Below are 24,399 nucleotides of genomic sequence, written 5' to 3' on the forward strand. Positions count from 1 at the left end.
ATCCGAAGCCGAAGGCGGAAGCGGTGGGTCCCCGCCTCCGCGGGGACGACGGAGTGTGCCTGGCATGACCATCCTCTCCCCCGGCGAGCTCACGCTCGACCACATCCGCGCGATCCTCGCGCCGGCCGGCGTCGAGCGCGTCGAGCTCGCCCCCGCCTGCCGCCCCGCGATCCGCGCCAGCGCCGACATTGTCGCGCGGGCCGCGGCCAGTGAGCAGGCGCACTACGGCGTCAACACCGGGTTCGGCAAGCTGGCGACGCAACGCATCGCGCGCGACGACCTCGCGCTGCTGCAGCTGCGCCTGCTGCGCTCGCACGCGGTGGGTGTCGGCGAGCCGCTGCCCGACCGCGTGGTCCGCCTGATGCTGGTGATGAAGGCGCTCAGCCTCGCGCGCGCGCACTCCGGCGTGCGCGAGGAAGTGATCGATGGCTTGCTGGCGTTGCACAACGCGGGCGTCCTTCCGGTCGTGCCGTCGCAAGGCTCGGTCGGCGCGTCCGGCGACCTGGCGCCGCTCGCGCACCTCTGCCTGCCCTTGGTGGGCGAAGGTGAAGTCGTCTACGGCGGCGAGCGCATGCCCGCGTCGCACGGGCTCGAGCGCGCAGGTCTGCGGCCGCTGCAGCTGGCGCCGAAGGAAGGGCTCGCGCTGATCAACGGCACGCAGGTGTCGACCGCGCTCGCGCTCGACGCCCTGGTCGCTGCCGATCGGCTGTTCGAATCCGCCGTGATCACCGGTGCGTTGACGCTGGACGCCGCGCGCGGCAGCGACGGCCCGTTCGACCCGCGCATCCATGCGGTGCGTGGCCAGCCCGGCCAGATCGACTGCGCCGCGGCGTATCGCGCGCTGCTGGTCGGCAGCGAGATCCGCAAGTCGCACCTGGACGAGGACGACCGCGTGCAGGACCCGTACTGCCTGCGCTGCCAGCCGCAGGTGATGGGCGCCTGCCTCGACCAGATGCGCTACGCCACCGAGGTGCTGGTGCGCGAAGCGAATGCGGTGACCGACAACCCGCTGGTGTTCGCCGACCCCGGATCGGGTCCGGGGCAGGCGGCAGACGCCCTCGTTTCCGGCGGCAACTTCCACGCCGAGCCGGTGGCGCTGGCGTGCGATGCGCTCGCGGTGTGCATCGCCGAGATCGGCGCCATCAGCGAGCGGCGCGTCGCGATGCTGGTCGACACGGTGGTGTCGCGCCTGCCGCCCTTCCTCACGCCGGACCCGGGCCTGAACTCCGGCTTCATGATCGTGCACGTCACGGCCGCGGCGCTGGCCAGCGAGAACAAGTCGCTCGCGCACCCGGCCAGCGTCGACAGCCTGCCGACGTCGGCCAACCAGGAGGACCACGTCAGCATGGCAACCTTCGCGGCGCGCCGGCTGCAGCAGATGCTGCGCAACACGGCGCACATCGTGGGCATCGAACTGCTGGCCGCCGCACAGGGCATCGAGTTCCTGCGTCCTCTGAAGAGCGCGCCGGCGCTGGAAGACGTGCTGCGCCTGGTGCGCAGCGTGTCCCCGGCCATGATGGCCGACCGCAGCCTGGCGCGCGACATGGAAGCCGTGCACCACCTGGTTGCCGCCGGCGACATCGGCCACGCCATCGAAGCCAGCATTCCCCCGTTGGCCGCCTTGCGGCTTGGCATGGCGCGTGCTTAGAGTCCAGAAGACGAAACTCCCTAACGCAGAGTTCGGGAGTCCGCCCCCGCTTTCACTGAGGAGAAACCGATGAAGAAGCTGCTTGCACTCTCGTTGATCGCCGTGGCCGCCGCGGCGGCGCACGCCCAGGAGACCAAGGTCGCCGTGGGCATTTCGGGTTGGACCGGCTTCGCGCCGCTCACGCTTGCCAAGGAGGCGGGCATCTTCAAGAAGCACGGCCTGGACGTGTCGATCAAGAAGATCCCGCAGAAGGACCGCCACCTCGCCATCGCTTCGGGCGACGTGCAGTGCGCCGCCACCACCGTGGAGACCTGGGTCGTGTGGAACGCCAACGGCGTCGCCACCACGCAGATCTTCCAGCTGGACAAGTCCTTCGGGGCCGACGGCATGGTCGTCAAGCCCGCCATCGCGAAGATCGCGGACCTCAAGGGCAAGACCGTCGCGGCCGACGCGCCCGGCACCGCCGGCTACTTCGGCCTCGCGTGGATGCTGAAGAAGAACGGCCTGTCGGTGAAGGACGTCAAGGTCGTCAACATGGGCCCGCAACCCGCGGCCAACGCGATGATCGCCGGCACCAGCGACATCGACGCCGCGATGACGTACGAGCCCTACCTGTCGGCCGTGCGCGCCAAGCCGGAAGCCGGCAAGATCATCGCGACCACGCTCGACTACCCGATGGTGATGGACACCTTCGGCTGCACGCCCAAGTTCCTGCAGGACAACCCGAAGGCGGCCAAGGCGCTGGCCGACAGCTACTTCGAGGCGGTCGACATGATCAGGAAGGAGCCGAAGAAGTCGTACGAGATCATGGGCGCGGACGTGAAGCAGTCGGCCGAGGCGTTCGAGAACAGCGCCAAGTACCTGCGCTGGCAGGACCGCGAAGCGAACCAGAAGTTCTTCGCCGGCGAGCACGGCCAGTTCAGCAAGGAAGCCGCGGACCTGCTGCTGGAGATCGGCGTGATCAAGGCGATCCCGGATTTGTCGAGGCTGGCGGATACGCGGTTCCTGAAGTAAGCACACCGTCATTCCCGCGAAGGCGGGAATCCACCGCTTCCGCCCTCTTCCATGCGGGAAAGGAAGCGATGGGTCCCCGCCTCCGCGGGGACGACGAAGATGGCCTCGGTGCAGACCCATGAAACCCCTCGCCCCCGTCTCCCCCCGCTCGCGCGTCGTCCTCGGCGTGTCGTTCTTCGTCCTCTTCTTCGTCGTCTGGGCGGCCGTCACGTTCGGCGGCGTGGTGCCCAAGCAATTCCTTGCCGATCCGCTGACGATGGTGAAGTCGGGCTGGACGCTGCTCACCGACTTCGGCTTCGCCAGGGACATCGGCATGACGGTGTGGCGCGTGGTCGGGGGCTTCCTCATCGCCGCCGTCATCGCCGTGCCGCTCGGCGTGCTGATGGGCGCGTACAAGGGCGTCGAAGCGTTCTTCGAGCCCTTCGTGAGCTTCGCGCGCTACCTGCCGGCGTCGGCGTTCATCCCGCTGCTGATCCTGTGGGCCGGCATCGGCGAGGCGCAGAAGCTGTCGGTCATCTTCATCGGCTCGTTCTTCCAGCTGGTGCTGATGATCGCCGTCAGCGTCGGCAACACGCGGCGTGACCTGGTCGAAGCGGCGTACACGCTCGGCTCGCAGGACCGCGGCATCGTGCTGCGCGTGCTGCTGCCCTCGTCGGCGCCCGAGATCGCCGAGACGCTGCGCATGGTGCTCGGCTGGGCCTGGACCTACGTCATCGTCGCCGAGCTGATCGGCGCGTCCAGCGGCATCGGCCACATGATCACCGACAGCCAGGCGCTGCTGGCCACCGACAACATCATCTTCGGGATCATCGTCATCGGCCTGATCGGCCTGGTCACCGACTTCGCCTTCAAGGCCTTCAACCGGAAGCTGTATCCATGGGCGCAGTTGAGCCGCTGATCGCACGTGCGCAGGCCGCGCCCGCCGGCGACGTGCTGTCGATCCGCGGCGTCGCCAGGACGTTCGCGGGCGGCACCGTCGCCCTGCAGGCCACCGACCTCGCGGTGGCGGAGAACGACTTCATCACCATCCTCGGCCCCTCGGGCTGCGGCAAGAGCACGCTGCTGCGCATGGTCGCGGGGCTGGACACCCCGACGTCGGGGGCGATCGAGCTGGATGGCCGTCCGGTGGCCGGCCCCGGCGCGGATCGCGGGATGGTGTTCCAGAGCTACACGCTGTTCCCCTGGCTGACGGTGCTGCAGAACGTGTGCTTCGGCCTGCGCGAGAAAGGCTTGCCGCTGCAGCAGCAGCTGGACATCGCGCATCCCTTCATCGCCAGGGTGGGCCTGAAGGGCTTCGAGCACCACTATCCGAAGCAGCTGTCCGGCGGCATGCAGCAGCGCACCGCGCTCGCCCGCGCTTTGGCCAACGACCCGCGCATCCTGCTGATGGACGAACCGTTCGGCGCGCTGGACCACCAGACGCGCGAGCTGATGCAGGAACTGCTGCTGGGCATCTGGGAAGCCGAGCGCAAGACGGTGCTGTTCGTCACGCACGACATCGACGAAGCCATCTTCATGGGCAGCCGCGTCGTCGTCATGAGCGCGCGGCCAGGCCGCATCAAGTGCGACATCCCGGTGCCGCTGCCGCACCCCCGCCACTACGCGATGAAGACCACGCCGCCGTTCGCCGAGCTGAAGGCCACGCTGATGGAGGAGATCCGCGTCGAGGTGCAGCGGGCGGCGGGGTTGGTCTAGGACCTGGCATTCCGGCGAACGCCGGAATCCATGGTCAAGCATGGATGGGCCTTCGCCGCGACGGGTCGCTTCAACGCCGGTTCGGATCCATGAACTCCGGCCGCAACGGCGGGATGCCGTTGGGGTAGTAGCGCTCCATGCCGAGCGGCGGCAAGGGGTCGCCGACGATGCGCGACTGCGCGACCGGCGCGGGCGCAGCGCCCATCACCGCCGTGCTGTTCACCGACGGTGCCACGGTTGCGGCCATCACGGGCATCACGCGGCGTTGCGCGGTCATGCCCGCGGCGCTTCCGCCACTCGCGCCCGAGACGCCGCCATCGCCGCCGCTGATGGAGTCGGCCGACACCGCCGCAGCAGTCGCCGGGCCGATCGCTGCAGCAGCGCCCGGCGAGGCCGCGACACCGACGGATGCCGACACGCCGCCGGACGCACCGACGGAGCCGGCACCGGCGCCTGCACCGGGTCCGGCGGAGGCGCTGGCCGCACCAGGGCCTGCGCCACCCGCGCCTGCACTGCCGACGCCTGCACCTGCGCCTGCACTGCCGACGCCTGCGCCACCTGCGCCTGCACCGGCGCCGGCACCCCCCGCACCTGCGCCAGCTCCGCCGGCACCTGCGCCACCGCCACCTGCACCTGCGCCGCCGCCGCCGCCGCCTGCGCCGCCGCCGCCTGCGCCGCCACCGCCTGCGCCGCCACCACCTGCGCCGCCGCCTGCACCACCGCCGCCTGCACCACCGCCGCCAGCACCACCACCGCCGGCACCACCACCTCCGCCGCCGCCTCCGCCGCCACCTCCGCCACCTCCGCCACCTCCCCCTCCGCCGCCTCCTCCACCGCCTCCTCCACCGCCTCCTCCACCGCCTCCTCCACCGCCCCCTCCACCACCTCCACCACCTCCTCCACCACCACCGCCGCCACCGCCACCACCCCAATAGGCATACGCCTGAATGGGCCAGGTCAGCGCCGCGGTCGCGGCGAAGGCGCCGAGCACCAGGCTCAGCGTGAGGGAACGGACGAGCGGCTTCATCGCAGCCTCCACGACAAGGTTGAACGGGCGGATGTTCTTTGTTCCCATGTCGTCGCGCCGTCGGTGCGCCTCCGACACGCGCGTCAGCGGGCACGCCACGCCGTGGCTGAGACTGCGACCGCTGAGCCCCATCGCGACCCGCGCGTATAGTCATTCGCATGGCAGGCCACGAGCACCATCACCCCGACCACGACGAGCATTCCGAGCTGTCGGAGACCGAGATCCGCGTGCGCGCACTGCAGTCCGTGCTCGCGCAGAAGGGCTACGTCGATCCCGCCGCGCTGGACGTCATCGTCGACACCTACCAGACGAAGATCGGCCCGCGCAACGGTGCGCTCGTGGTCGCGAAGTCATGGACGGACCCGCAGTTCCGCGAGTGGCTGCTGCGCGACGCGACAGCCGCGATCTCCTCGCTGGGCTACACCGGTCGCCAGGGCGAGCACATGGTCGCGGTCGAGAACACCGACGCCGTGCACAACATGGTCGTGTGCACGCTGTGCAGCTGCTACCCGTGGCCGGTGCTGGGCCTGCCGCCCGTCTGGTACAAGAGCGCGCCCTACCGGTCGCGCGCGGTCCGCGACCCGCGCGGCGTGCTCGCCGACTTCGGCCTGCAGCTGCCCGAGACCACCGAAGTGCGCGTGTGGGATTCCACGGCCGAGGTGCGCTACCTGGTCGTGCCGCAGCGCCCCAAGGGCACGGACCACCTCGACGAGGCGCAGCTGGCGGAGCTCGTCACGCGCGATTCCATGATCGGCACCGGACTGCCACGGCAACCATGAGCTACGTCACGCACGCCGACCTCGGCGGCCGAACCGGCTTCGGCCGCGTCGTGCCGGAAGACGAGAACGAGGGCTTCCATGAAGCGTGGGAACCGCTGGCACTGGCGATCACCGTCGCGATGGGCGCGACCGGCAGCTGGACCATCGACCAGAGCCGCGCGGCGCGCGAGACGCTGCCGGACTACCTGCAACTGGGCTACTACCAGATCTGGATCGGCGCGCTGGAGAAGCTGATGCTCGAGCGCGGCCTGGTCACCGAACAGGAGATCGCGCAGGCGCAGGTGCTGCAGCCGGCCAAGCCACTTGCGCGCGTGCTGCGTGCGGCGGACACGCCGGCGGCGCTGGCGCGCGGCTCGGCCACCGACCGGCCGGATGCGCGCGTGCAAGTCGCGTTCAACGTGGGGGATCGGGTGCGCACGCGATCGCACGAGGTGCCGCACCACACGCGCCTGCCCGGCTACGCGCGCGGCAAGGTCGGCACGATCGAACGCGTGCACGGCCCACACGTGTTCGCCGACACCAGCGGGCAGGGCCTGGGCGAGCACCCGCAGCCGCTGTACACGGTCGTCTTCGACGGCCGCGAGTTGTGGGGCGACGACGCCGCGCCCGGCCTGCGCGTGTCGATCGACGCCTGGCAACCGTACCTGGAGGCCGCATGAGCAGCAGCGCGTTGCCCGAGGTGCCCGGCATTCCTTGCGACGCCGAAGGCCCGGTGTTCGGCGCGCCGTGGCAGGCGCAGGCCTTCGCGATGGCCGTGGCACTGAACGCACGCGGCGTCTTCACCTGGCCCGAGTGGGCGCAGGTGTTCGGGGAGCACATCAAGTCGTCGCCCGCCCAGCCCGATGAAGATCCCGGCGACGCCTACTACCGCCAGTGGCTCGCCGCGCTGGAGGACATCGTCAAGCGCAAGGGCGCGACCGACGCCCGTGAACTGCATCGCTGGCAGCACGCCTGGGAACACGCCGCCGAACGCACGCCCCACGGCGCGGCGATCGAGGTGCAGGCGGGCGACTTCCACTGACGTCGCCGGCGCCGCGCGGCCTTCGTCGTCCCCGCGGAGGCGGGGACCCATTGCTTCCATCCTTGGATTCCGCAGAAGCCGGAAGCGGTGGATTCCCGCCTCCGCGGGAATGACGGGCCTCCGTAGGTACGCCTCGTGCGGGCAGCCGTGCCGGATGTTCTTCCCGGTGCTCTACAGCTTCAAGGTCGAGTGAGATCCGGCATCTCGCAGCCATTGCGCGATGTGCGCCAACGCGCGCCGGTAGACGTCGTGCCAGTCGTCCGATGGCGGCTGCCCGAGCGGGTGCCAGAAGAAGCGGTACGCATGCCCTTCGTCGCCGGCGCTCTGGTGCACCCACCCATCCGGCAAGGGGGCGTGCGGTTCGCACAGGGACAGCGACCAGCGCTGCTGCTCGAAACCCGCATCCCAGGTGCCGAGGTCGGCGACGACGTGCGCCACGACGCCGCTCTCTTCCCGCAGTTCGCGCACCGCGGCCTGCGCCGCCGTCTCGCTAGCTTCGACGCTTCCCTTGACCAGTTGCAAGCCCGCGAGCGGGTGCTCGAACGCGAGCACCTCGACGCGACCGGTGCCGCGCAGCACGACGGGACAGGCCTTCAGCCGCCAGGCATCAGCCATAGAACGCTGCTCAACCGAGTCCGCGGACCACCGCATCACGCAGCGCGGCGAACTCCCCGCGTTCGTACACATAGCCCGGGATCGACAGCGGGTCGATCGGCACGCCTTCGAACGCGTCGCCGGCGAAGCGCGGGTAGAAGTGCATGTGCAGGTGCGGCAGCGTGTTGCCGTGGATCTCGTAGTTCATCTTCACGGCACCGGTCGCTTCGGCCAGCACGCGCGAGACGCGCTGCGCGTCCCGCATGAAGGCCGCGGCCTCGTCGGGCGGCAGGTCGTGCAGGTCGACGGCGTGCGTGCGCGCGACCAGGCATGCGTAGCCGCGCACGGCCGCGTGCTCCTGCATCGTGAGCCACGATGCCTCGAGGCGCGCGACGACGTCGAGCGGCTGCTTGCGGCGGCAGATCGGGCAGGCTTCGCCGGAGCACAGCGCCTGCCAGCGTTCGGGGTGGGACCAGGCGGGCATCAGATCCGGCTCACGAAGTCACTGCTCCCGCGGCGGTTGCCATAGCTCCACCTTGTTGCCCTCGGGATCGACCACCCAGCCGAAGACGCCGTACTCGGACTCGTCGACCTTGTCCAGGACGTCGCAGCCTTCGTCCTTCAGGACCTTGACCAGCGTGCGCACGTCGTCGACGCGGTAATTGATCATGAACGGCACCTTGTTCGGGCCGAAGGTTTCGGCACCGACGGACCAGATGGTGGACCCGCCCGGATCGGACCACGGGAACGCCGCACCGCCCCAGGCGAGCACGTCGATGCCGAGGTGGCGCTGGTACCAGCCGCGCAGGGCCACGGGGTCCCTGGCCTGGAAGAAGATGCCGCCGATGCCGGTCACACGTTTCATGGAAGCTCCGCAACGAGGAGCGCGACGCTATCGCAGTTCGCCCGTGCATGCCAGTTGCGTGTCGCGCAGCCACGTCACCGCCGCCCGGGCCGCTCCATCGCGACTTCGGACCGGTTGAACCCGAGCTTCTCGTAGAACCCGGACACCGGCTGGCGCGAGCGCAGCACCCACGTCATCTTCGGATCGCTTCCCATCGCGGCTTCGACGAGCGCCTTGCCCACGCCGCGGCCGCGGTGCGCTTCGGCAACGACGACCATCGAGATATAGCCATTGAAGATGCCGTCGGTGAGTGCGCGCAGGAAGCCGATCACCTCGCCATCGCCGCCGACCGCAACGAGCGCGACTTGCGAGCGTGCGACGAGTTCCTGGAACACCGCCGGGTCCTGCACGCGCGGGCCCCAATCGTTGGCGGCGAGAAGGAGCCGCGCCGGTTCGAGTTCGACCGCCGTGATGGGACGTATGGTCGTCACGTGAGGACTTTCCTGAAATACACGACCCTCTCCGTTTCGACGAAGCCAAGGGCCGCGTGCATCGCATGGCTGGCAATGTTCTCGAGCCGCGCATCGGAAGCGAATTCCGCGCAGCCACGATCGAGCGCCCACTGCTCGGCCGCAGCCACGAGCCGGCGCGCGACGCCTGAGCGCCTTGCGTGGGGAACGACGTAGATGCCTTCGAGGAAAGCGACCGGCGACGTCTGCGTTCCATTCACATGGTCGTGCCGAAGCGCGACTTCGACGAGGCCGATCGCCTCGTCCGGGGCGCCGAACGCGAGGAACTGGGCAAAGCGACCCGGGTCGGCGACGAATTGCTCCATCTCCGCGAGGTGCTCGTCGGCCGTGCAGTGCGGCCAGAGTTGCTGACGCAAGTCGAGCCACCGTCGCTGCCATGCGTCGGCCGGCAGGATGTCGCTGGATCTCGGGGGTCCGTTCATCCTAGGAGGGTCCCGGCGATGAATGAAGCGAGGGCAGCGGCGCTCGCAGACGGCATGACGGGTCTCCCCAGGAACGGAGCCGACCATAGCGCATCGGCACGCCGGCGCCCAGCGTGGCGGCCCGGGCGCCCCCCAGGTGACGGTGCCGAAACGCAGGAGGAAAGGCGCGAAAGGCGCCGCCCGCAGGCGGCGCGGGATCAGTTGCGCCGTTGCCCGCGCTGGCGCAGCACGCGCTGCAGCAGCACCTGCACGGTGAAGCCGATGGCGGCCACCGGCAGCGCGGTGGTCAGGACGAAGCGGCCAGCGCCGTCGGTCAGGCCCATGTCGCCGGCCAAGGCCAGGCCGACGAGGGCGGAAGCGACGAGCCACCAGAAGCCGATGTTGAACAAGGAGATCCCCCGTGAAATCGTTGTGCGTTGTGGGGAGGAACCCTAACAGAGATGTGTTACCGGGTTGTATCGGCTGGTTGGGGGAAGTTGTCGGCCCACCAGGGCCTGTGCCGACCCGATCGTGAATGGCCAACCGCTGGATTCCCTCCTTCGCGGCCAGGGGATCCGGTGCTAGTCTGGGTTCCCCCCGCGCACAGCAGGAGCACGCATGGCACCGCAGCCTACCGACCTGGCCGACGCGCCCGCGCACCTGCTGTCGCGGCTGTACTGGAGCGGTGAAGCCTCGCCCGTGGACGCGACGCGGGCCGCGCTGGCGCGCATCGACCGCCTCAACCCCGAGTACAAGGCCTTCGTGCGCGTCGACCACGAAGGCGCGCTCGCCGCCGCGCGGGCGAGCGAAGCGCGGTGGCGCGGCAAGGCGCCGCTCGACGCGCTGGACGGCGTGCCGGTGTCGATCAAGGACCTGATCCTCACCAAGGGCCTGCCCACGCTTCGAGGCAGCTTCACGGTCGACGAGAACCAGCCTTGGGACGTCGACGCGCCCGTCACGGCGCGCCTGCGCGAAGCCGGCTGCGTCATCCTGGGCAAGACCGCGACGCCGGAATTCGGCTGCAAGGGCGAGACCAACTCGGCGCGCACCGGCATCACGCGCAACCCGTGGAATCGCGATCGCACGCCCGGCGGGTCGTCGGGTGGCGCGGCCGCGGCGGTCGCCCTGGGCATGGGGCCGATCGCGGTGGGCACCGATGGCGCCGGTTCGGTGCGGATCCCGGCCGCGTTCTGCGGCAACTTCGGCCTGAAACCCAGCTTCGGCCGCGTGCCCGCGTATCCGCTGTCGCCGTTCGGCACCGTCGCCCACCTCGGGCCGCACACGATGGACGTGCGCGACGCCGCGATGGCGATGAACCTGATGAAGCGCCCGGACGCGCGGGACTGGACGTCGCTGCCGCCGGACATCCTCGACTACACCGCGACCCTGACCGAAGGCTTCTCCGGCTTGCGCGTCGCGTTCTCCCCGCGCCTGGGCTATGCGAAGGTGGATGCGGAAGTCGCGGACGCCGTGCAGGCCGCTGCGCGCTCCGTCGAGGCCGCCGGCGCGATCGTCGAGGAAGTGGACCCCGGCATCGAGGACCCGCTGGAGATCACGACCGGACTCTGGTTCGTCGGTGCGTGGACGGTGTGGAACACGCTCACGCCCGCGCAGCAGGAACGCACCGACCCGGACTTCCGCGCCGAAGCGCTGCTGGGCAGCCAGCTCAGCGCGCTGCACGTGCAGCAACTGCACCTGCGCCGCGGCGCGCTCGGGTCGCACATGCGGCAGTTCATGCAGCGCTACGACCTGCTCCTCACGCCGTCGACCGCCATTCCCGCTTTCGCCATCCGCGAACCCGGCTCGGTGCCGATGACGCCCGAGGCCATGCTTGGCTGGACACCCTTCAGCTACCCTTTCAACCTGACGCAGCAACCCGCGTGCACCGTGCCCTGCGGCCTCACGCGCGACGGCCTGCCGATCGGCGTGCAGTTCGTCGGGCCGATGTTCCGCGACGAACTGGTGCTGCGCGCCGCCGCCGCGTACGAGGCGATCCGGCCGATCCCGCGGCCGGCGGTGGCATAACGGGACTCGTCATTTCCGCGAAGGCGGGAATCCATCGCTCCCACCATGCGCAGCGTCGGGGGCGGGAAGCGGTGGGTCTCCGCCTCCGCGGCGACGACGAGGCCGTCGTTACCATCCCGCCCATGAAAACAGCGCGGCGACGGAGGTGGATAGGTTGGACGTTCCTGGTGCTCGCGCTGCTCGCGGTCTATGCGGTGGGCGTGGAGCCGCGCTGGACCGCCACACGACGCATCGAAGCCAGCGTGCCCGGCTGGTCGCGGCCGCCGCTCAAGGTCGCCGTCGCGAGTGACTGGCACATCACGCGCCGTCCGCTCGGCGCAATGACCTTGGACCGCGCCGCGGCCATCGTGGCGCAGATCAACGCGGCGAATCCCGACGTCGTGCTGCTGCCGGGCGACTTCATCGCCGGCGATGGCGATCCGGCTTCGCGCGGCGAGCCGGACGCGCAGGAGATCGCGGCAGTGCTGGGCAAGCTGCGTGCGCCGCTGGGCGTGTACGCGGTGCTCGGCAACCATGACTGGTGGGCCGACGGTCCCGCCGTCGCCGAGGCGCTGAAGCGCCGGGGCATCCAGGTGCTCGAGAACGATGCGCGCGAAATCGACGCCGGCCTGTGGGTGGCCGGCATCGGCGACCACATGACGGGCCACTCGAACCCGGTGCGCACGGTGGCCGCGGTGCCGCCCCGCGCGCACGCGCTCGTCGTCATGCACGATCCAGCGAGCCTGCTGGACCTTCCCGCCGTGCAAGGCCTCGCGGTGGCGGGGCACATGCATGCGGGGCAGGTGCGCTTGCCGGGTCATGGCGCGCTGATCACGCCCGGCCGCGCGCCACGCTCGTGGTCGTACGGCTGGGTCGACCACCGCGGGCTGCAGGCCTGGGTGACCAGCGGCCTGGGCACCAGCATCCTGCCGGTGCGCTTCAACGCACGGCCCGAGTGGGTGCTGCTGGTGGTGGGCGCCGCCGCGGGGTGATCAGCGGCGGAACTTGCCGTCCGCGCCGATGATCGCCAGGTCGGCGAAGTCCAGCCCGGTGTGGTCGGTCGGCGAGAAGCTCACCTCGAGGCCACCGATGTCGTACTTCTGGATCGACTCCAGCGCGGCGACCACCCCGGCGCGTGTCGGGCTCTTGCCCGCGCGGCGCAGGCCTTCCACCAGCACCTTGGCGGCGGCGAAACCCTCGAGCATCGCGGGCGACACCTCGAGGCCGTTGGCCTTGGCCAGCTCCATGGCCTCGCGCACCATCGGCGAGCTGATCGAGCGTTCGTTCGGGAACACCTGGCTGATGACGATGCCGCGCGCGTGGTCGCCCAGGCTCTTCACGAACCCCGACGACGCGTTGTTCGACAGCGTGACCACCTGCGTCACCGACCCCGCGCTGCGCAGCGCCTTGATGCCTTCGGCCACGGTGTTGCCGGAGCCGATCCACATCACCGCCTGCGCCTCGGCCTTCTCCAGCGCCGGGATGATCTCGGCGTAGTTCGGCTTCTGGCGGTCGACCTTCAGGTCCAGCACCGGCTGCAGCTTGGCGCGCTCGAAGCTGCGCACGGCGCCTTTCTTCGCGTCCTGGCCGAACGAATCGTCGGCGACCACGAGCGCGATCTTCGTCATGCCGAGGTTCACCAGGTGGTCGAGCGCCTTCTCGGCCTCGCGCTGGTAGGTCGCGCGCACGTTGAACACGTACTTGTTGACCGGCTGGTGCAGCGACATCGCGCCCGTGGACGGCGCGACCAGCGCAATCCTGTGCTTCTCCAGCAAGGGCAGCAGCGATTCCGACGTCGGCGTGCCGCGCGTGAGGAACAGCGCCAGCACGTTCTTCTCTTCGACCAGCACACGCGCGTTGCCGGGCGTGAGCTTGGGATCGAACTTGTCGTCCAGCTGCAGCAGCTCGATCTTCTGGCCGTTCACGCCGCCCCTGGCGTTGACCGCGTTGATCCAGAGCTTGGCGCCGTCGGTGGTCTCCTTCACGCCGGCGGCGACGGTGCCGGAAAAGCCGGCCGTCTGGCCGATCAGCAATTGCGCGTGCGCGGAGCACAGGGACAGGCACAGCGCGGTGCCGGCGAGGAAGGAACGCAGGGGAGCTTGCATGCAGGTCGATGGAATGGACGACCTGCAATGATCGGCAAGAGCACTTCAGCAAGCGAGGGCGGAAGTCACACCTGCGGCGCAGCCGCACGACAACGTGGTGCCGGCGCGACGTCGCGTCAGCCGATCGCTTCGGCGGGCGCGATCGCGACGCCGTCGACACCGTGGCGCGCGAGCGCTTGCGCGACGAAGCCGGACGCCTTCATCTCCTCGACGAACAGCGCCAGCATGCGCGCGGCTTCCGCGCCGAACGCTTTCGGGCAGCCCATCGCCTGCCGGATCTGCATGAAGCGTCCCGGCAGCAGGCGCAGCCCGCCGTGGCGGTGCATGTCGATCTCCAGTTGCTGGCGCACGCCCGCGGCGACATCGGCGCCGTGCTGCAGGAAGTGGTCCACGACGGCAGGCGCGGAAGGCGCGCGCACGATCGTCGCCTGCTTCATCTCGCGCGTGAGGAACAGGTCGTACGCGCTGCCGTTGCCGACGACCACGCGCGTGCCGGCACGATCGACCTCCTCGTTCGCGCGCAGCGGCGATGCGTCCTTCACCAGGTACGCGCCTTCGATGACGACGTAGGACGGCGTGAACGCGATCTGCTCGCCGCGCTTGGGGTCGATGGCGAAGAAGCCGATGTCGGCCTGCCCGTTCGCGATGGCGTCCACCGACTTCGCCGCCGTGTCGACGACCACCAGCTCGAGCGGCACGCCGAGCCGCTTCCCGAACTCGGTGGCGAGATCGACGGACACGCCGCGCGCGCTGTCGCCGTCCTTGCGCGCGAGCACGGCGTTGCCGGTGTTGATGGCGGCGCGCAGGCGGCCGGTGGCGGAGAACGGCGAGCTCGTCATGCGCGGATTCTGCCTACAGCTCGCTGGCGTCCTTCAGGATGCGCCGCTTCACGACCAGCCGCACCGGCGAGCCGTCCGTTCGCTGCAGGTATGCGTCCAGCGCGTCGTTCGACCACGATGCGTACTGGCCCTCGGGCCCGTTGGATGCCATCTCCGGGCCGAACGTCGCGCGGCCCCACTGCAGGAGCGCGTCGTACGCGGCTGGCGCGGCGAGGTACTCGATGCGCTGCACCTGGCCGTCGGCCATCGCGAACGATGCGGTGAGCGGCACGCCGGCCAGGTCGATGCCCGTCGCCGACCACGCGGCCGTGAAGCCGCGGGGCGCGCGCGCCCGCTCGGCACGCAAGGTCGGCACGGCCTGCTGCAACTGCTCCGGCGTCATGCCCAGTTGCGCGCCGCCGGGAAGGACTTGCGCCCGCACCGGCGTTGCGACCAGGAGGGCGGCCAGCGCCGCCAGGCCAAGGACTGTCCTCATGGCAGCATCATGCCTGTGCCGGCATGCGATCATTCCGCCGGCACGCCCCCACCATGGCCACTCCCCTGCTCCTCGGCTGCATCGCCGACGATTTCACCGGCGCCACCGACCTGGCGAACAACCTCGTGCGCGCCGGCATGCGCGTCGTGCAGTCCATCGGCGTGCCGGACGCGCCGATCGACTGCGTCGATGCGGTCGTCGTCGCGCTGAAGTCGCGCACGATCCCGTCGCACGAAGCCGTCACGCGGTCGCTCGAGGCGCTGCGCTGGCTGCAGGCGCAGGGCTGCCGGCAGGTGTACTTCAAGGTCTGCTCCACCTTCGACTCGACGCCGCAGGGCAACATCGGCCCGGTGGCCGAGGCGTTGATGCAGGCGCTGGATGCGCCCTTCTGCTGCGTGACGCCGGCCTTCCCGGAAAACGCGCGCACGGTCTACAAGGGCCACCTGTTCGTCGGCGACGTGCTGCTGAGTGATTCCGGCATGCGGCACCACCCGCTCACGCCGATGACCGACGCGAATCTCGTTCGCGTGATGCAGGCGCAGTGCGCGCGCGAGAAAGTTGGCCTGGTCGATCACGCCGTCGTGCGCCGTGGCGCCGAAGCGGTCCGCTCGCGCATCGCGGCGCTGCAAGCCGAAGGCGTGCGCTTCGGCATCGTGGATGCGGTCGCGGACGACGACCTGCGCACGCTGGGCCGCGCCATCGCCGACGCGAAACTGGTGGTTGCGGGTTCCGGCGTCGCGATCGGATTGCCGCAGAACCACGGCCTGCAACCTTCGGCGAGCGCCGCTCAGCTGCCGCCCGCGCAGGGCACGCGCGCCGTCGTCTCGGGCAGCTGCTCGACGGCCACGAACGAGCAGGTCCGGCGCTTCGTCGCCGCCGGCGGCGCTGCGTTCGCGATCGATCCGCTGCGCCTGGCGCCCGGTGACGACGTCGTGGGCGAGGCCCTCGCCTTCCACTTGTCATTCCGGCGAAAGCCGGAATCCATGTCGTCGCCACTGCTCGTCTATTCCACGGCGGACCCTGATGCCGTGAAGTCCGTGCAAACGCGACTCGGCGTCGCCGAAGCCGGCGCCATGGTCGAGCGCGTCCTCGCCGCCATCGCCAAGGGTTTGGTGGACCAGGGCGTCCGCCAGCTCGTCGTCGCGGGTGGCGAAACCAGCGGCGCCGCGGTGCAGGCGCTGGGCGTGCGGCAGATGCGCATCGGTCCCCAGATCGATCCGGGCGTGCCGTGGTGCCACGCGCGTGCGACGGCCTGCGACGCCGACGTGCACCTCGCGCTGAAGTCCGGCAACTTCGGCGGCCCCGACTTCTTCACCCGCGCGTTCGAGGTGCTCGCATGACCGAAACGCAGGCGCGCGACGAGATCTGCCGCGTCGGCCGCAGCCTGTTCGAGCGCGGCTATGTGCACGCGACGGCCGGCAACGTCAGCGTGCGCCTCGAGGACGGCAGCTTCCTGATCACGCCGACCGAGGCCTGCCTGGGTTTCCTCGACCCGGTGAAGCTGGCCAAGGTGGACGCGCAGGGCCAGCAGGTGGCGGGCGACCGCGCCAGCAAGACGCTGGCGCTTCACCGGCGCATCTACGACGCCGCCGGCGCTGCCACGCGCTGCGTGATCCACACGCACAGCACGCATTGCGTCGCGCTCACGCTGCGACCCGTCGACGGCGACCTGCTGCCGCCGATCACCCCTTACTTCGTGATGAAGGTCGGCCACGTGCCCGTGGTGCCGTACCACCGCCCCGGCGATCCCGCCGTCGGCGACCTCGTCGCGGCGCACATCGAGCGTGCGCGCCAGGCCGGCGCACCGATCCGCGCCGTGATGCTCGCGCGCCTCGGCCCCAACGTGTGGCACGACACGCCCGCGCAGGCGATGGCCGTGCTGGAGGAACTGGAAGAGACGGCCAAGCTGTGGCTGCTCGCGCAGCCCAAGCCCGAGCCGCTCGGCGCCGCCCAGATCCAGGAGCTGCGCGACGCGTTCGGTGCGGCTTGTTGAGTTGGGCGGCACGCTGCGCTTCGCCTTGGATCTCAACGCAGAGGACGCAGAAAGGGGGCAGAAGACACGGAAGAAGACGGTGAATGTGTCTCCTTCTGCGCCTTCTGCCCCCTCTTCTGTCTTCCCTCTGCGTTGAAGCTAGCCAGCCCGAACGCAGTGAAGGGCGCTACGCTCAGCGGAATCGCGGGTTGTACGGCGCGCGGTCGTAGCGGTTGGCCACGCCGTCGCGGTCGGCATCGCCCCACGGGCCGTTGAGCGCGACACGGCGATCGTCGCGGCGGTCGTAGCGGTTCGGGATGCCGTCGCGGTCGGCGTCGCCCCAGGCGCCGCGCTGGTCGACGCGGCGCACGGGCGCCTGCACGTAGCGCGGCTGCACCGGCACCGGCGCGGGCCGCACGTGGACCGGGGCCTGGTGCACGACCACCGGGGCGGGCTGCACGACCACCGGCGCATGGCGCACCGGGGTGCCCACGGTCACGGAGATGATGGCGTCCCCGATGCCCTGGGCCCGCGCGCCCGTGGCAGCGGCGAGGCTGCCGAGCGCGATGGCGACGGCGACGATGGACTTGGTGGTGAAGACGCTTTGCATGGATCACTCCTTGGTTAGGAGCCTCGATGGTGCGAGCGGGGCATTGAACCGTTCCTGAACGCGGAGCCGCGCCGTGTATCGCTCCGGCAAAGTTCAGGTGAACGCTGCGCGAGCACTGCGAGCCCTTGCTGGTGCTGCAGCCCCCGACGGCGGGATGCAGCGCCGTCCTACGACATTCCGCACGCACGACTGCGACAACCGGGTCCTCACTCCGTACTGCAGTTGGGACGCCTCGATGGAACCGAACGGAAGGAAGTTCGCCTGGTCCGTGTTCGTCGCGATCCTGTGCGTGGTCTTGCCGGCCACGCGGCTCGGCGCACCGCGCGCCGTCGCGTCCGAGCCCGTCGAGGCGTCGCCGTGCGGCGCGCAGGCCGCCGGCCAGTGGCTGCGCGTGGGCAAGGCGGTGAGCCCCAAGCTCAGCGCGAAACAGCGCCCGTGCGAGCGCCGCCCGCTGACCACCTGATCCTGCCGCCGCGGCCTAAGATGGCCGCCCCGCCCCGCAGGAGAACGCCATGGCCAGCGACCGCACCATCCTCGACCACATCAACGAGCTCGTCGACGAGGAGAAGCGCCTGCGCGCAACCACGCCCGCGGCCGAAGCCGCGTCGCGGCTGCGGAATGTCGAGGAGCAGCTCGACCAGTGCTGGGACCTGCTGCGGCAGCGGCGCGCCTTGCGCGAATTCGGCGAGGACGCGGACAAGGCCGCGCCGCGCGACCCGCGGACGGTCGAGAACTACCAGGGTTGAGCCCGCAGGGATAATGCCTGCGTGATCGCCCGCCACGCCCCACGCTTCCTTGCCCGCCTCGTGCTGGCGTGGTTCCTCGGGTTCGTGGCGATGGCGGGAGTCGCGCCGATGCTGGCCCAAGCCCAGCCGATCGGCGCCATCTGCACCAGCTCGTCGGATGCGGGCGGCACGCACGACGACGGCACCACGCCGGCGCCGCACGTGCTGAAGTGCGCCCTGTGCGCCGGCTGGTCGGCGCCGCCGCCGGTCGTCACGGTGGAGGTCGCCGCGCCGCAGCCGCTCGCGCATGCCGTGCAGCCCGTCGTCGCCGCTCGCATCGCGGCGCTCACGCGGGCCCCGCTGCCCGCGCGCGGCCCCCCGCTCGCCTGACATCGCCGTCCCCCGGAACGCCACGGCGTGCCGGGGCGTCCATGTCACGGAGAGCGAACCATGCGAATCCATCCACTGGCCGCCGCGTTGGCGGCCGCCTTCCCATTGGCTGCGCAAGCGGTCCATGAAGTCCCCACGAAGGACCTCGGCGTCGTCAACGTCACCGGCAGCGCGCCGACGTCGTTGCCGACGCAGGTGCCCACGACCACCGAGACCATCACGCGCGACCAGGTCGAGCGCTCGATCAACGCGACGGACAGCGAGGACGCGCTCAAGTACTTCCCCAGCCTGCTGGTGCGCAAGCGCTACGTGGGCGACTACAACCACGCGATCCTGTCCAGCCGCGCCTCGGGCACGGGCAACAGCGCGCGGTCCGCCGTGTATGCCGACGGCATCCTGCTGTCCAACTTCCTGGGCAACGGCGTGGGTGGCCTGTCGTTCCCGCCGCGCTGGGGCCTGGTGACGCCGGAGGAGATCGAGCGCGTCGACGTGATGTACGGCCCGTTCTCGGCGGCGTACCCGGGCAACTCGGTGGGCGCCGTGGTCGACTACGTGACGCGCATGCCGGCGAAGCTGGAAGGCCACGCCAAGCTGGGCTGGTCCAAGCAATCGTTCGACCTGTATGCGACGCACGAGCGCCTGCCCGCGTGGCAGGCCAGCGCATCGCTCGGCAGCAAGGCGGGCGACTGGTCATGGTGGTTCAACGTCAACCGCACCGACAGCCAGGGGCAGCCGCTGACCTTTGCCTCGCGCCAGGGCACGGTGTCGCCAGGCGCCGGTGCGGTGGCCGGCCGCAGCCCCACCGATGCGCCGCTGTCCTACGTCGCGGCGCAGACGCAGTACCACTCGGTGCAGGACCACGCGAAGGCGAAGGTGGCGTACGACATCACGCCGACGCTGCGGGCATCGGCGCTGCTCGGGTGGTGGACCAACCGTGCGACGGGCCGCTCCTCCAGCTACCTGCAGGACGCGTCGGTGCTGACCGGCGCGGACCTGCCGCTCACCGACGAATCGCTCACGCATGCGATGCAGGGCCTGTCGCTCAAGCAGCACACGCAGGGCACCTGGGACTGGGAGGTGGCGGCCAGCCATTACGGCTACGTGCGCGACACCAAGCGGCAGAACGCGGTGTCGAACACGCCGCCGCAGGCGCTGGCCGGCGGACCCGGCACCATCGCCGACGGCAGTGGCACGGGCTGGACCACGCTGTCGGCGCGCGGCACCTGGCGACCGCAAGGGCTCCGCGGGGCGCACATCCTGGACTTCGGCATGCAGCAGGACCGCTACCTGCTGCAGTACGTGACGTCGGCGATCGCGGGCAATTGGCGCACCGACGCGGCAGGCCCCGTCGCCAGCGACGTCGGCGGTCGCACCGCACTGCGCAGCCTGTGGGCGCAGGACAGCTGGCGCTTCGCGCCGAAATGGAAGACCGTGCTGGGCCTGCGCGCGGAGGAATGGACCGCGAGCGAGGGGCGCACGCGCATCGCCACCGCGACGCCGCCCGTGAGCAACGACTGGCCGCAGCGCCGCGAACGCCACGTTTCGCCGAAAGCGGCGCTGTCCTGGCAGGCGACCGACGCCACGATCCTGAAGGCCTCGCTCGGGCGCGCCGTGCGCTTCCCGACCGTCGCCGAGCTGTACGGCGCGACGTCGACGACCAACTCGCAGTTCGTCAACGATCCCTCGTTGCGGCCGGAGAAGTCGTGGACCGGCGAGCTCACCGCCGAACGCGTGCTGGGCAACGCCACCGTGCGGATCACCGCCTTCGCCGAGACGACGCGCGACGCGCTGTACACGCAGACCGGTTTCGATCCTGCCGCCAACCGCAACGTCAGCCGCGTGTCCAATGTCGGCCGCATTGCCACGCGCGGCCTGGAACTGGCCGGCAGCGGCGAGGACGTGGGCCTCAAGGGCCTGGACCTGTCGGGCGGCGTGACCTACGCGCACTCGGTGATCCGGGAGAACGCCGGCTTCGTCGCGCTGCCCGGCGACACGGTCGGCAAGCGGCAGCCGAACATCCCGCGCTGGCGCGCGAATGCGCTGGCGGTCTACCGCTGGACGCCCGCCTTCAGCACCAGCCTGGGCGCGCGCTATAGCAGCCGCCAGTTCCGCACGCTGGACAACAGCGACACCAACGGCTTCACCTACATGGGCGTCAGCCGCTTCTTCGTCGCCGACCTGCGCGCGCAGTGGAAGATCGACAAGACCTTCACCGTCGCCGCCGGCATCGACAACGTCGGCAACGCCACCTACTGGAACTTCCACCCCTACCCGCAGCGCACCTGCGTCGCCGAGCTGCGCGCCGACTTCTGAGGACCCCCATGCAACGCATCGCCATCGCCATCGCCATCGCCTCGCTCGCCGCCGCCGCGGCGCAGGCCCACGTCGTGCTGGAGTACAAGGTCGCGCCCGCGGGCAGCTACTACAAGGCCAGCTTCCAGGTCGGCCACGGCTGCGGGAAGTCCGCGACGCGACAGGTCGTCGTGCAGGTCCCCGACGCCGTCGTGTCCGCGCACCCGCAGCCCAAGGCGGGCTGGACGGTCGCGATCGACAAGGCCGGCGAACGCGCCACGCGCATCACCTGGACCGCGAAGGGAGACGCCGACAAGCTGCCCAGCGACTTCTACGACGAATTCCAGCTGATGGCCAAGCTGGCCGCCGAGCCTGCCACGCTCTACTGGCCCGTGGTGCAGGTCTGCGACGAGGGCCGCGCCGAATGGACCCAGGTGCCCGCGGCGGGCCAGGCAGCGTCCGACCTCAAGTCACCCGCGGCGGTGCTGGAGGTGCTGCCGAACGAGGGTGGGGGGCACAAGCACTGAAAAGCGGAGCCTTCAACAGCCGCAATGGCGGCACCGGCCTCAGCCCTGTTGGACGCAGGCGTCCGGCAGCAGCTGGAACACGTCGCCGTGCGCCATGCTGCGCGCGCGCAGGCGCGGGACGATGCCGTCGTCGAGTTCGACGCGGGTGCGCTCGCCCTGGTACTCGGCCTCGAACTTGTAGCGCCCGGACCGGGCCGCGGCGACGGCGTCCTGCACGGCGAGGCGCCACGGGCGCTTGCCGTTGAGGCCGTGCAACGCGACGATCTCGTTGTCGTCGCGCTCGACGGCGGTGATGACGAGGCGCACGGACGGCGCGCGGAGGGATTCACTGGGAGCTCTTGGCACGCGCCGATCATGCGGCCGCGGCTGAGCGGCGCTTGTAGGAAACGGCAGAGACATGCATGGAGCGGCCATTGAAGCGTTGGATGGAAGCTGCAGGCAAGTCTCGTCGCCCCCGCGGAGGCGGGGACCCACCGCTTCCGCGATCCCATGCAGGTGGGAGCGATGGATTTCCGCCTCCGCGGGAATGACGAGAGGCACCCCTGCCATGATCACGCGCATGCCGATCCTCCAGCGCCTGCGTGACTGGGCACGGCGCATCAAGCGCGATGGCGTCACGCTCTGGTTCGCGGCACGCGACCCGCGCACGCCGTGGACCGTCAAGGCGCTGTGCGCGTTCGTGGTCGCCTATGCGCTCAGCCCGATCGACCTGGTGCCGGACTTCATCCCGGTGCTCGGCTACGTCGACGACGTGCTGCTGCTGCCCGGCCTGATCTGGCTGGCGGTGCGGCTGTTGCCGCGCGAAGTGGTCGAGGACAGCCGCACGAAGGCCGACGACTGGATGGCGCTCGAGGGCGGCAAGCCGGTGAGCCGCGCCGGCATCGCCCTCGTGGTGGTCGCGTGGGTCGCGATCGGCGTCGGCGGCTGGTGGTGGATCGCGGGGCGCTGACCAGCTCAGGCCCGCAGTGACGCCCCGTCGGGCGTGGGAGCCGGTTCGTTTTCGACCAGCGGCAGCGACACCGTGAACGTGCTGCCGCGGCCATCGCCGTCACTGTGCGCCGCCACCTCGCCGCCTTGCAGTGCCACCAGGCGCGCGACGAGCGCCAGGCCGATGCCCAGCCCGCCTTGCGAACTGGACTGGTGGCGCTCGACCTGCTCGAACATGCCGAACACCTTGCCCAGGTCGGCGGCGGGGATGCCCAGCCCGTTGTCGCGCACGCTCACGAGCGCGCGGCTGCCCTCGCGCCGCACCTCCACTTCGATGCGGCCGTTGCCACGCGGCGTGTACTTGGCCGCGTTGCCCAGCAGGTTGGCCACGACTTGTGCGAGGCGGGCGCGATCGCCCACGATCCACAGCGGCGGGTCCGGCAGCCGCAGCACCAGCACGTGGCCGAGCGCTTCGATGCCGGCCTGCGCCGCGGCGGCCGCGTGGCCGACGACGTCGCCAAGGTCCAGGCGCTGCAGGTCCAGGCGTACCTTGCCGCTGTTGACACGCGAGATGTCGAGCAGGTCGTCGACCAGGCTGCGCAACTGGCCGACCTGCTCGCGCATGATGTCCCGCGCACGCCGCGACGCGGCCGACGCCGGATCGCTGCGGTCGAGGATGCTCAGGGCGTTGAGCACGGGGCCCATCGCGTTGCGCAGCTCGTGCGACAACGTCGCGAGGAACTGCGTCTTGCGCTGGTCGGCCTCCTGCAAGTGGGCCGCGATCGCTCGCATGCGCTCGGCGACGGCGGCGGACTCGGTGGCCGTCACGCGGTCGGCTGCCGCGCGCCGGCGCTGCTCCTGGCGCTGCTCGAAGGTGAGCACGACCCCGCCGATGGCCATGGCCAGCAGCAGCAGGCCGATGGTCACACCGGTGGCTGTGCGCGACCACGACGCCAGCACGTCGGCTTCCTGCACGGCCACGACGACCACCAGCGGCTGTGTGTCGAGGGCCCGGTAGGCGACGATGCGCCGCATGTCCTTCCACGGCGCGCCGTCCGTTTCGAACTGGCCCGACGATCCCCGGTGGAGAAAGTCCGCGAACACTGGCAGCTGCGCGTAGGAGCGGCCCACGTGGCTGTCGTGCGGGAAGCCGGCCAGCACCCGGCCGTTCTTGTGGAACAGGGTGAGCTGCCGGCCACTGCCCAGCCCCAGCTTGCGGTACAGGTGCGAGACGGTCCCGAGCTGCACGGCGGCGACAGCGACGCCACCGAAGCTGCCGTCGGGCCGCGTGATGCGGCGGCTGGAAGCGACGAACCAGCCGGTGCCGGACCGGCTCTGCAGCGCCTCGGACACGTGCCGCTGCAGCGTCGGTGCCTCCAGGTAGGCCCGGAAGTAGCTGCGGTCGGCGAGCGACACGTCCGGCGTCTTGGGGTAATCGGTGTCGTGCTGGACGAAACCGTCGGGCCCGACGATGTAAAGCGCCCGCACGGTCGGCAGGTGGCGAAGCTGCGCCCGCATCAGCTCGCGCACGGCCGGATCATGCCGGCGCGCCTTCGAGCTGGCCAGGTGCTGCGCCAGGCCGGCGATGGCGATGTCGACGGACTCGAACGTGCGCGCCGTGTTCTCCTCGAGAACCGACGCGAGCATGGCCGCGTCCTCGTGCGCCTGCTCGAGCAACAGGTGGCGTTCGCGCAGCAAGCCCCCTGCCGCCAGCGCCGCGACGAGCGCAAAGACCAAGCTGCCCGCGACCACGCTCGGCTGGAGCGAGCGGCGCAGGATGCCGGGGCGGCCGATGCTGGGCATGGGACCTTGGCGAGCGTGGCGGGGGAACCATCCTGCGCTGCCGTGGCCCAGCGGTATGCAGGGGGAACCCGGAGTGGCGTGTGCAGGAGTTCACGCTCCGGCAGGGCATCGCCTACACGGGTGGTCCGGCAGCCCATCCGCTGTCGTCCCGAACCGACATGAGAACGCCAGCATGAC

At 70.6% G+C, this 24,399-nt stretch carries 31 protein-coding genes; 17 read left to right on the plus strand and 14 right to left on the minus strand.

Annotation, left to right across the window (positions count from 1 at the left end):
* Window positions 1-64 precede the first annotated feature (64 nt).
* The 4 genes from hutH to I8E28_RS19570 all read left to right on the plus strand — a co-directional run bounded on the left by hutH (window position 65) and on the right by I8E28_RS19570 (window position 4,357).
* Window positions 65-1,648 (plus strand): histidine ammonia-lyase, encoded by a 1,584-nt coding sequence (hutH, locus tag I8E28_RS19555; RefSeq protein ID WP_200789895.1) that lies wholly within the window; start codon window positions 65-67, stop codon window positions 1,646-1,648.
* 69 nt (window positions 1,649-1,717) lie between these two features.
* The gene (locus I8E28_RS19560) at window positions 1,718-2,662 is read left to right on the plus strand and encodes an ABC transporter substrate-binding protein (protein ID WP_200789896.1); all 945 of its coding nucleotides are present in this window, start codon (window positions 1,718-1,720) and stop codon (window positions 2,660-2,662) included.
* A gap of 28 nt (window positions 2,663-2,690) precedes the next feature.
* Complete coding sequence (locus I8E28_RS19565) at window positions 2,691-3,560, plus strand: ABC transporter permease (protein WP_420850245.1); 870 nt, start codon at window positions 2,691-2,693, stop codon at window positions 3,558-3,560.
* Complete coding sequence (locus I8E28_RS19570; protein ID WP_200789898.1) at window positions 3,539-4,357, plus strand: ABC transporter ATP-binding protein; 819 nt, start codon at window positions 3,539-3,541, stop codon at window positions 4,355-4,357. Before I8E28_RS19565 ends, I8E28_RS19570 begins: the two co-directional genes overlap by 22 nt.
* Window positions 4,358-4,427: 70 nt before the next feature.
* Here I8E28_RS19570 and I8E28_RS19575 read toward each other — a convergent pair whose 3' ends face one another.
* Both I8E28_RS19575 and I8E28_RS19580 read right to left on the minus strand, forming a co-directional pair.
* The gene (locus I8E28_RS19575; RefSeq protein WP_200789899.1) at window positions 4,428-4,634 is read right to left on the minus strand and encodes a hypothetical protein; all 207 of its coding nucleotides are present in this window, start codon (window positions 4,632-4,634) and stop codon (window positions 4,428-4,430) included.
* Entirely contained in the window at window positions 4,631-5,281 is a 651-nt protein-coding gene (locus I8E28_RS19580; RefSeq protein ID WP_200789900.1) for a hypothetical protein, read from the minus strand. Before I8E28_RS19580 ends, I8E28_RS19575 begins: the two co-directional genes overlap by 4 nt.
* Before the next feature lie 261 nt (window positions 5,282-5,542).
* Between I8E28_RS19580 and nthA the strand changes: the two genes are divergently transcribed.
* Genes nthA through I8E28_RS19595 form a run of 3 tightly spaced genes read left to right on the plus strand, consistent with a single transcriptional unit; the run spans window position 5,543 to window position 7,184 of the window.
* Window positions 5,543-6,163: a nitrile hydratase subunit alpha gene (gene nthA / locus I8E28_RS19585; protein ID WP_200789901.1), complete on the plus strand. Its 621-nt coding sequence runs from the start codon at window positions 5,543-5,545 to the stop codon at window positions 6,161-6,163.
* Window positions 6,160-6,822 (plus strand): nitrile hydratase subunit beta, encoded by a 663-nt coding sequence (gene nthB / locus I8E28_RS19590; RefSeq protein ID WP_200789902.1) that lies wholly within the window; start codon window positions 6,160-6,162, stop codon window positions 6,820-6,822. The genes nthA and nthB overlap by 4 nt, the downstream gene beginning before the upstream one ends.
* Window positions 6,819-7,184, plus strand: coding sequence for a nitrile hydratase accessory protein (locus I8E28_RS19595; RefSeq protein ID WP_200789903.1), 366 nt, complete (start codon window positions 6,819-6,821; stop codon window positions 7,182-7,184). The genes nthB and I8E28_RS19595 overlap by 4 nt, the downstream gene beginning before the upstream one ends.
* Before the next feature lie 171 nt (window positions 7,185-7,355).
* Here I8E28_RS19595 and I8E28_RS19600 read toward each other — a convergent pair whose 3' ends face one another.
* From I8E28_RS19600 to I8E28_RS19625, 6 genes are all read right to left on the minus strand, one after another.
* The gene (locus tag I8E28_RS19600) at window positions 7,356-7,799 is read right to left on the minus strand and encodes an NUDIX hydrolase (RefSeq protein WP_200789904.1); all 444 of its coding nucleotides are present in this window, start codon (window positions 7,797-7,799) and stop codon (window positions 7,356-7,358) included.
* 10 nt (window positions 7,800-7,809) lie between these two features.
* On the minus strand, window positions 7,810-8,262 hold the full coding sequence (locus I8E28_RS19605) for an HIT family protein (RefSeq protein ID WP_200789905.1): 453 nt from the start codon (window positions 8,260-8,262) through the stop codon (window positions 7,810-7,812).
* An 18-nt stretch (window positions 8,263-8,280) separates the two neighbouring features.
* A complete protein-coding gene (locus I8E28_RS19610) occupies window positions 8,281-8,643 on the minus strand; it encodes a VOC family protein (RefSeq protein ID WP_200789906.1) in 363 nt (120 codons plus the stop codon).
* Window positions 8,644-8,717: 74 nt separating this feature from the next.
* Entirely contained in the window at window positions 8,718-9,113 is a 396-nt protein-coding gene (locus I8E28_RS19615) for a GNAT family N-acetyltransferase (RefSeq protein WP_338050806.1), read from the minus strand.
* Entirely contained in the window at window positions 9,110-9,574 is a 465-nt protein-coding gene (aac(6'), locus tag I8E28_RS19620; protein ID WP_200789907.1) for an aminoglycoside 6'-N-acetyltransferase, read from the minus strand. The genes I8E28_RS19615 and aac(6') overlap by 4 nt, the downstream gene beginning before the upstream one ends.
* 197 nt (window positions 9,575-9,771) lie before the next feature.
* The gene (locus I8E28_RS19625) at window positions 9,772-9,963 is read right to left on the minus strand and encodes a hypothetical protein (RefSeq protein WP_200789908.1); all 192 of its coding nucleotides are present in this window, start codon (window positions 9,961-9,963) and stop codon (window positions 9,772-9,774) included.
* Between the two features lie 208 nt (window positions 9,964-10,171).
* Between I8E28_RS19625 and I8E28_RS19630 the strand changes: the two genes are divergently transcribed.
* Window positions 10,172-11,578 carry an amidase gene (locus tag I8E28_RS19630; RefSeq protein WP_200789909.1) on the plus strand — a complete coding sequence of 469 codons (1,407 nt, stop codon included), beginning with the start codon at window positions 10,172-10,174 and terminating at the stop codon, window positions 11,576-11,578.
* Between the two features lie 167 nt (window positions 11,579-11,745).
* Window positions 11,746-12,549: a metallophosphoesterase gene (locus I8E28_RS19635; RefSeq protein ID WP_338050807.1), complete on the plus strand. Its 804-nt coding sequence runs from the start codon at window positions 11,746-11,748 to the stop codon at window positions 12,547-12,549.
* Here the strand turns inward: I8E28_RS19635 and I8E28_RS19640 are convergent, their stop codons facing one another.
* From I8E28_RS19640 to I8E28_RS19650, 3 genes are all read right to left on the minus strand, one after another.
* Window positions 12,550-13,662, minus strand: a complete 1,113-nt coding sequence (locus I8E28_RS19640) for an ABC transporter substrate-binding protein (protein WP_200789911.1) — start codon at window positions 13,660-13,662, stop codon at window positions 12,550-12,552. It abuts the gene before it with no gap.
* Between the two features lie 116 nt (window positions 13,663-13,778).
* Window positions 13,779-14,501, minus strand: coding sequence for an ABC transporter substrate-binding protein (locus I8E28_RS19645; RefSeq protein ID WP_200789912.1), 723 nt, complete (start codon window positions 14,499-14,501; stop codon window positions 13,779-13,781).
* Window positions 14,502-14,514: 13 nt separating this feature from the next.
* A complete protein-coding gene (locus I8E28_RS19650; RefSeq protein ID WP_200789913.1) occupies window positions 14,515-14,976 on the minus strand; it encodes a hypothetical protein in 462 nt (153 codons plus the stop codon).
* 53 nt (window positions 14,977-15,029) lie between these two features.
* On the opposite strand from I8E28_RS19650, the gene otnK reads away from it, so the two are divergent.
* Both otnK and I8E28_RS19660 read left to right on the plus strand, forming a co-directional pair.
* Complete coding sequence (gene otnK, locus I8E28_RS19655; RefSeq protein WP_200789914.1) at window positions 15,030-16,316, plus strand: 3-oxo-tetronate kinase; 1,287 nt, start codon at window positions 15,030-15,032, stop codon at window positions 16,314-16,316.
* A complete protein-coding gene (locus tag I8E28_RS19660; protein ID WP_200789915.1) occupies window positions 16,313-16,969 on the plus strand; it encodes a class II aldolase/adducin family protein in 657 nt (218 codons plus the stop codon). The genes otnK and I8E28_RS19660 overlap by 4 nt, the downstream gene beginning before the upstream one ends.
* 172 nt (window positions 16,970-17,141) lie before the next feature.
* On the opposite strand, the gene I8E28_RS19665 is transcribed toward I8E28_RS19660, so the two are convergent.
* Complete coding sequence (locus tag I8E28_RS19665; RefSeq protein ID WP_200789916.1) at window positions 17,142-17,558, minus strand: hypothetical protein; 417 nt, start codon at window positions 17,556-17,558, stop codon at window positions 17,142-17,144.
* 235 nt (window positions 17,559-17,793) lie between these two features.
* Here I8E28_RS19665 and I8E28_RS19670 point away from each other — a divergent pair, with 235 nt between their 5' ends.
* From I8E28_RS19670 to I8E28_RS19690, 5 genes are read left to right on the plus strand one after another with little or no spacing between them, the layout of a single operon-like run.
* On the plus strand, window positions 17,794-18,021 hold the full coding sequence (locus I8E28_RS19670; RefSeq protein ID WP_200789917.1) for a hypothetical protein: 228 nt from the start codon (window positions 17,794-17,796) through the stop codon (window positions 18,019-18,021).
* A 49-nt stretch (window positions 18,022-18,070) separates the two neighbouring features.
* Window positions 18,071-18,304 (plus strand): DUF2630 family protein, encoded by a 234-nt coding sequence (locus tag I8E28_RS19675; RefSeq protein WP_200789918.1) that lies wholly within the window; start codon window positions 18,071-18,073, stop codon window positions 18,302-18,304.
* A 21-nt stretch (window positions 18,305-18,325) separates the two neighbouring features.
* The gene (locus I8E28_RS19680; RefSeq protein ID WP_338050808.1) at window positions 18,326-18,673 is read left to right on the plus strand and encodes a DUF2946 family protein; all 348 of its coding nucleotides are present in this window, start codon (window positions 18,326-18,328) and stop codon (window positions 18,671-18,673) included.
* 60 nt (window positions 18,674-18,733) lie between these two features.
* Window positions 18,734-20,986 carry a TonB-dependent receptor gene (locus tag I8E28_RS19685; protein WP_200789919.1) on the plus strand — a complete coding sequence of 751 codons (2,253 nt, stop codon included), beginning with the start codon at window positions 18,734-18,736 and terminating at the stop codon, window positions 20,984-20,986.
* A gap of 8 nt (window positions 20,987-20,994) precedes the next feature.
* The gene (locus I8E28_RS19690) at window positions 20,995-21,492 is read left to right on the plus strand and encodes a YcnI family copper-binding membrane protein (RefSeq protein ID WP_200789920.1); all 498 of its coding nucleotides are present in this window, start codon (window positions 20,995-20,997) and stop codon (window positions 21,490-21,492) included.
* 39 nt (window positions 21,493-21,531) lie between these two features.
* Here I8E28_RS19690 and I8E28_RS19695 read toward each other — a convergent pair whose 3' ends face one another.
* Window positions 21,532-21,837: a hypothetical protein gene (locus tag I8E28_RS19695; protein WP_200789921.1), complete on the minus strand. Its 306-nt coding sequence runs from the start codon at window positions 21,835-21,837 to the stop codon at window positions 21,532-21,534.
* Window positions 21,838-22,051: 214 nt separating this feature from the next.
* On the opposite strand from I8E28_RS19695, the gene I8E28_RS19700 reads away from it, so the two are divergent.
* On the plus strand, window positions 22,052-22,441 hold the full coding sequence (locus I8E28_RS19700; RefSeq protein WP_200789922.1) for a YkvA family protein: 390 nt from the start codon (window positions 22,052-22,054) through the stop codon (window positions 22,439-22,441).
* 5 nt (window positions 22,442-22,446) lie between these two features.
* Here the strand turns inward: I8E28_RS19700 and I8E28_RS19705 are convergent, their stop codons facing one another.
* On the minus strand, window positions 22,447-24,222 hold the full coding sequence (locus I8E28_RS19705; protein ID WP_200789923.1) for a sensor histidine kinase: 1,776 nt from the start codon (window positions 24,220-24,222) through the stop codon (window positions 22,447-22,449).
* Window positions 24,223-24,399 lie beyond the last annotated feature (177 nt).

Source organism: Ramlibacter algicola (assembly GCF_016641735.1).
GTDB lineage: Bacteria > Pseudomonadota > Gammaproteobacteria > Burkholderiales > Burkholderiaceae_C > Ramlibacter > Ramlibacter algicola.

What these genes read in the sequence shown, in the direction of transcription:
- otnK (WP_200789914.1), top strand. Translation starts at nt 15,030, where the DNA reads ATGGCCACTCCCCTGCTCCTCGGCTGCATCGCCGACGATTTCACCGGC.
- I8E28_RS19605 (WP_200789905.1), bottom strand. Translation starts at nt 8,262, where the DNA reads ATGCCCGCCTGGTCCCACCCCGAACGCTGGCAGGCGCTGTGCTCCGGC.
- nthB (WP_200789902.1), top strand. Translation starts at nt 6,160, where the DNA reads ATGAGCTACGTCACGCACGCCGACCTCGGCGGCCGAACCGGCTTCGGC.
- I8E28_RS19650 (WP_200789913.1), bottom strand. Translation starts at nt 14,976, where the DNA reads ATGAGGACAGTCCTTGGCCTGGCGGCGCTGGCCGCCCTCCTGGTCGCA.
- nthA (WP_200789901.1), top strand. Translation starts at nt 5,543, where the DNA reads ATGGCAGGCCACGAGCACCATCACCCCGACCACGACGAGCATTCCGAG.
- I8E28_RS19610 (WP_200789906.1), bottom strand. Translation starts at nt 8,643, where the DNA reads ATGAAACGTGTGACCGGCATCGGCGGCATCTTCTTCCAGGCCAGGGAC.
- I8E28_RS19690 (WP_200789920.1), top strand. Translation starts at nt 20,995, where the DNA reads ATGCAACGCATCGCCATCGCCATCGCCATCGCCTCGCTCGCCGCCGCC.
- I8E28_RS19685 (WP_200789919.1), top strand. Translation starts at nt 18,734, where the DNA reads ATGCGAATCCATCCACTGGCCGCCGCGTTGGCGGCCGCCTTCCCATTG.
- I8E28_RS19645 (WP_200789912.1), bottom strand. Translation starts at nt 14,501, where the DNA reads ATGACGAGCTCGCCGTTCTCCGCCACCGGCCGCCTGCGCGCCGCCATC.
- I8E28_RS19600 (WP_200789904.1), bottom strand. Translation starts at nt 7,799, where the DNA reads ATGGCTGATGCCTGGCGGCTGAAGGCCTGTCCCGTCGTGCTGCGCGGC.
- I8E28_RS19700 (WP_200789922.1), top strand. Translation starts at nt 22,052, where the DNA reads ATGCCGATCCTCCAGCGCCTGCGTGACTGGGCACGGCGCATCAAGCGC.
- I8E28_RS19670 (WP_200789917.1), top strand. Translation starts at nt 17,794, where the DNA reads ATGGAACCGAACGGAAGGAAGTTCGCCTGGTCCGTGTTCGTCGCGATC.
- I8E28_RS19705 (WP_200789923.1), bottom strand. Translation starts at nt 24,222, where the DNA reads ATGCCCAGCATCGGCCGCCCCGGCATCCTGCGCCGCTCGCTCCAGCCG.
- I8E28_RS19660 (WP_200789915.1), top strand. Translation starts at nt 16,313, where the DNA reads ATGACCGAAACGCAGGCGCGCGACGAGATCTGCCGCGTCGGCCGCAGC.
- I8E28_RS19665 (WP_200789916.1), bottom strand. Translation starts at nt 17,558, where the DNA reads ATGCAAAGCGTCTTCACCACCAAGTCCATCGTCGCCGTCGCCATCGCG.
- I8E28_RS19570 (WP_200789898.1), top strand. Translation starts at nt 3,539, where the DNA reads ATGGGCGCAGTTGAGCCGCTGATCGCACGTGCGCAGGCCGCGCCCGCC.
- I8E28_RS19640 (WP_200789911.1), bottom strand. Translation starts at nt 13,662, where the DNA reads ATGCAAGCTCCCCTGCGTTCCTTCCTCGCCGGCACCGCGCTGTGCCTG.
- I8E28_RS19630 (WP_200789909.1), top strand. Translation starts at nt 10,172, where the DNA reads ATGGCACCGCAGCCTACCGACCTGGCCGACGCGCCCGCGCACCTGCTG.
- hutH (WP_200789895.1), top strand. Translation starts at nt 65, where the DNA reads ATGACCATCCTCTCCCCCGGCGAGCTCACGCTCGACCACATCCGCGCG.
- I8E28_RS19595 (WP_200789903.1), top strand. Translation starts at nt 6,819, where the DNA reads ATGAGCAGCAGCGCGTTGCCCGAGGTGCCCGGCATTCCTTGCGACGCC.
- I8E28_RS19675 (WP_200789918.1), top strand. Translation starts at nt 18,071, where the DNA reads ATGGCCAGCGACCGCACCATCCTCGACCACATCAACGAGCTCGTCGAC.
- I8E28_RS19560 (WP_200789896.1), top strand. Translation starts at nt 1,718, where the DNA reads ATGAAGAAGCTGCTTGCACTCTCGTTGATCGCCGTGGCCGCCGCGGCG.
- I8E28_RS19575 (WP_200789899.1), bottom strand. Translation starts at nt 4,634, where the DNA reads ATGACCGCGCAACGCCGCGTGATGCCCGTGATGGCCGCAACCGTGGCA.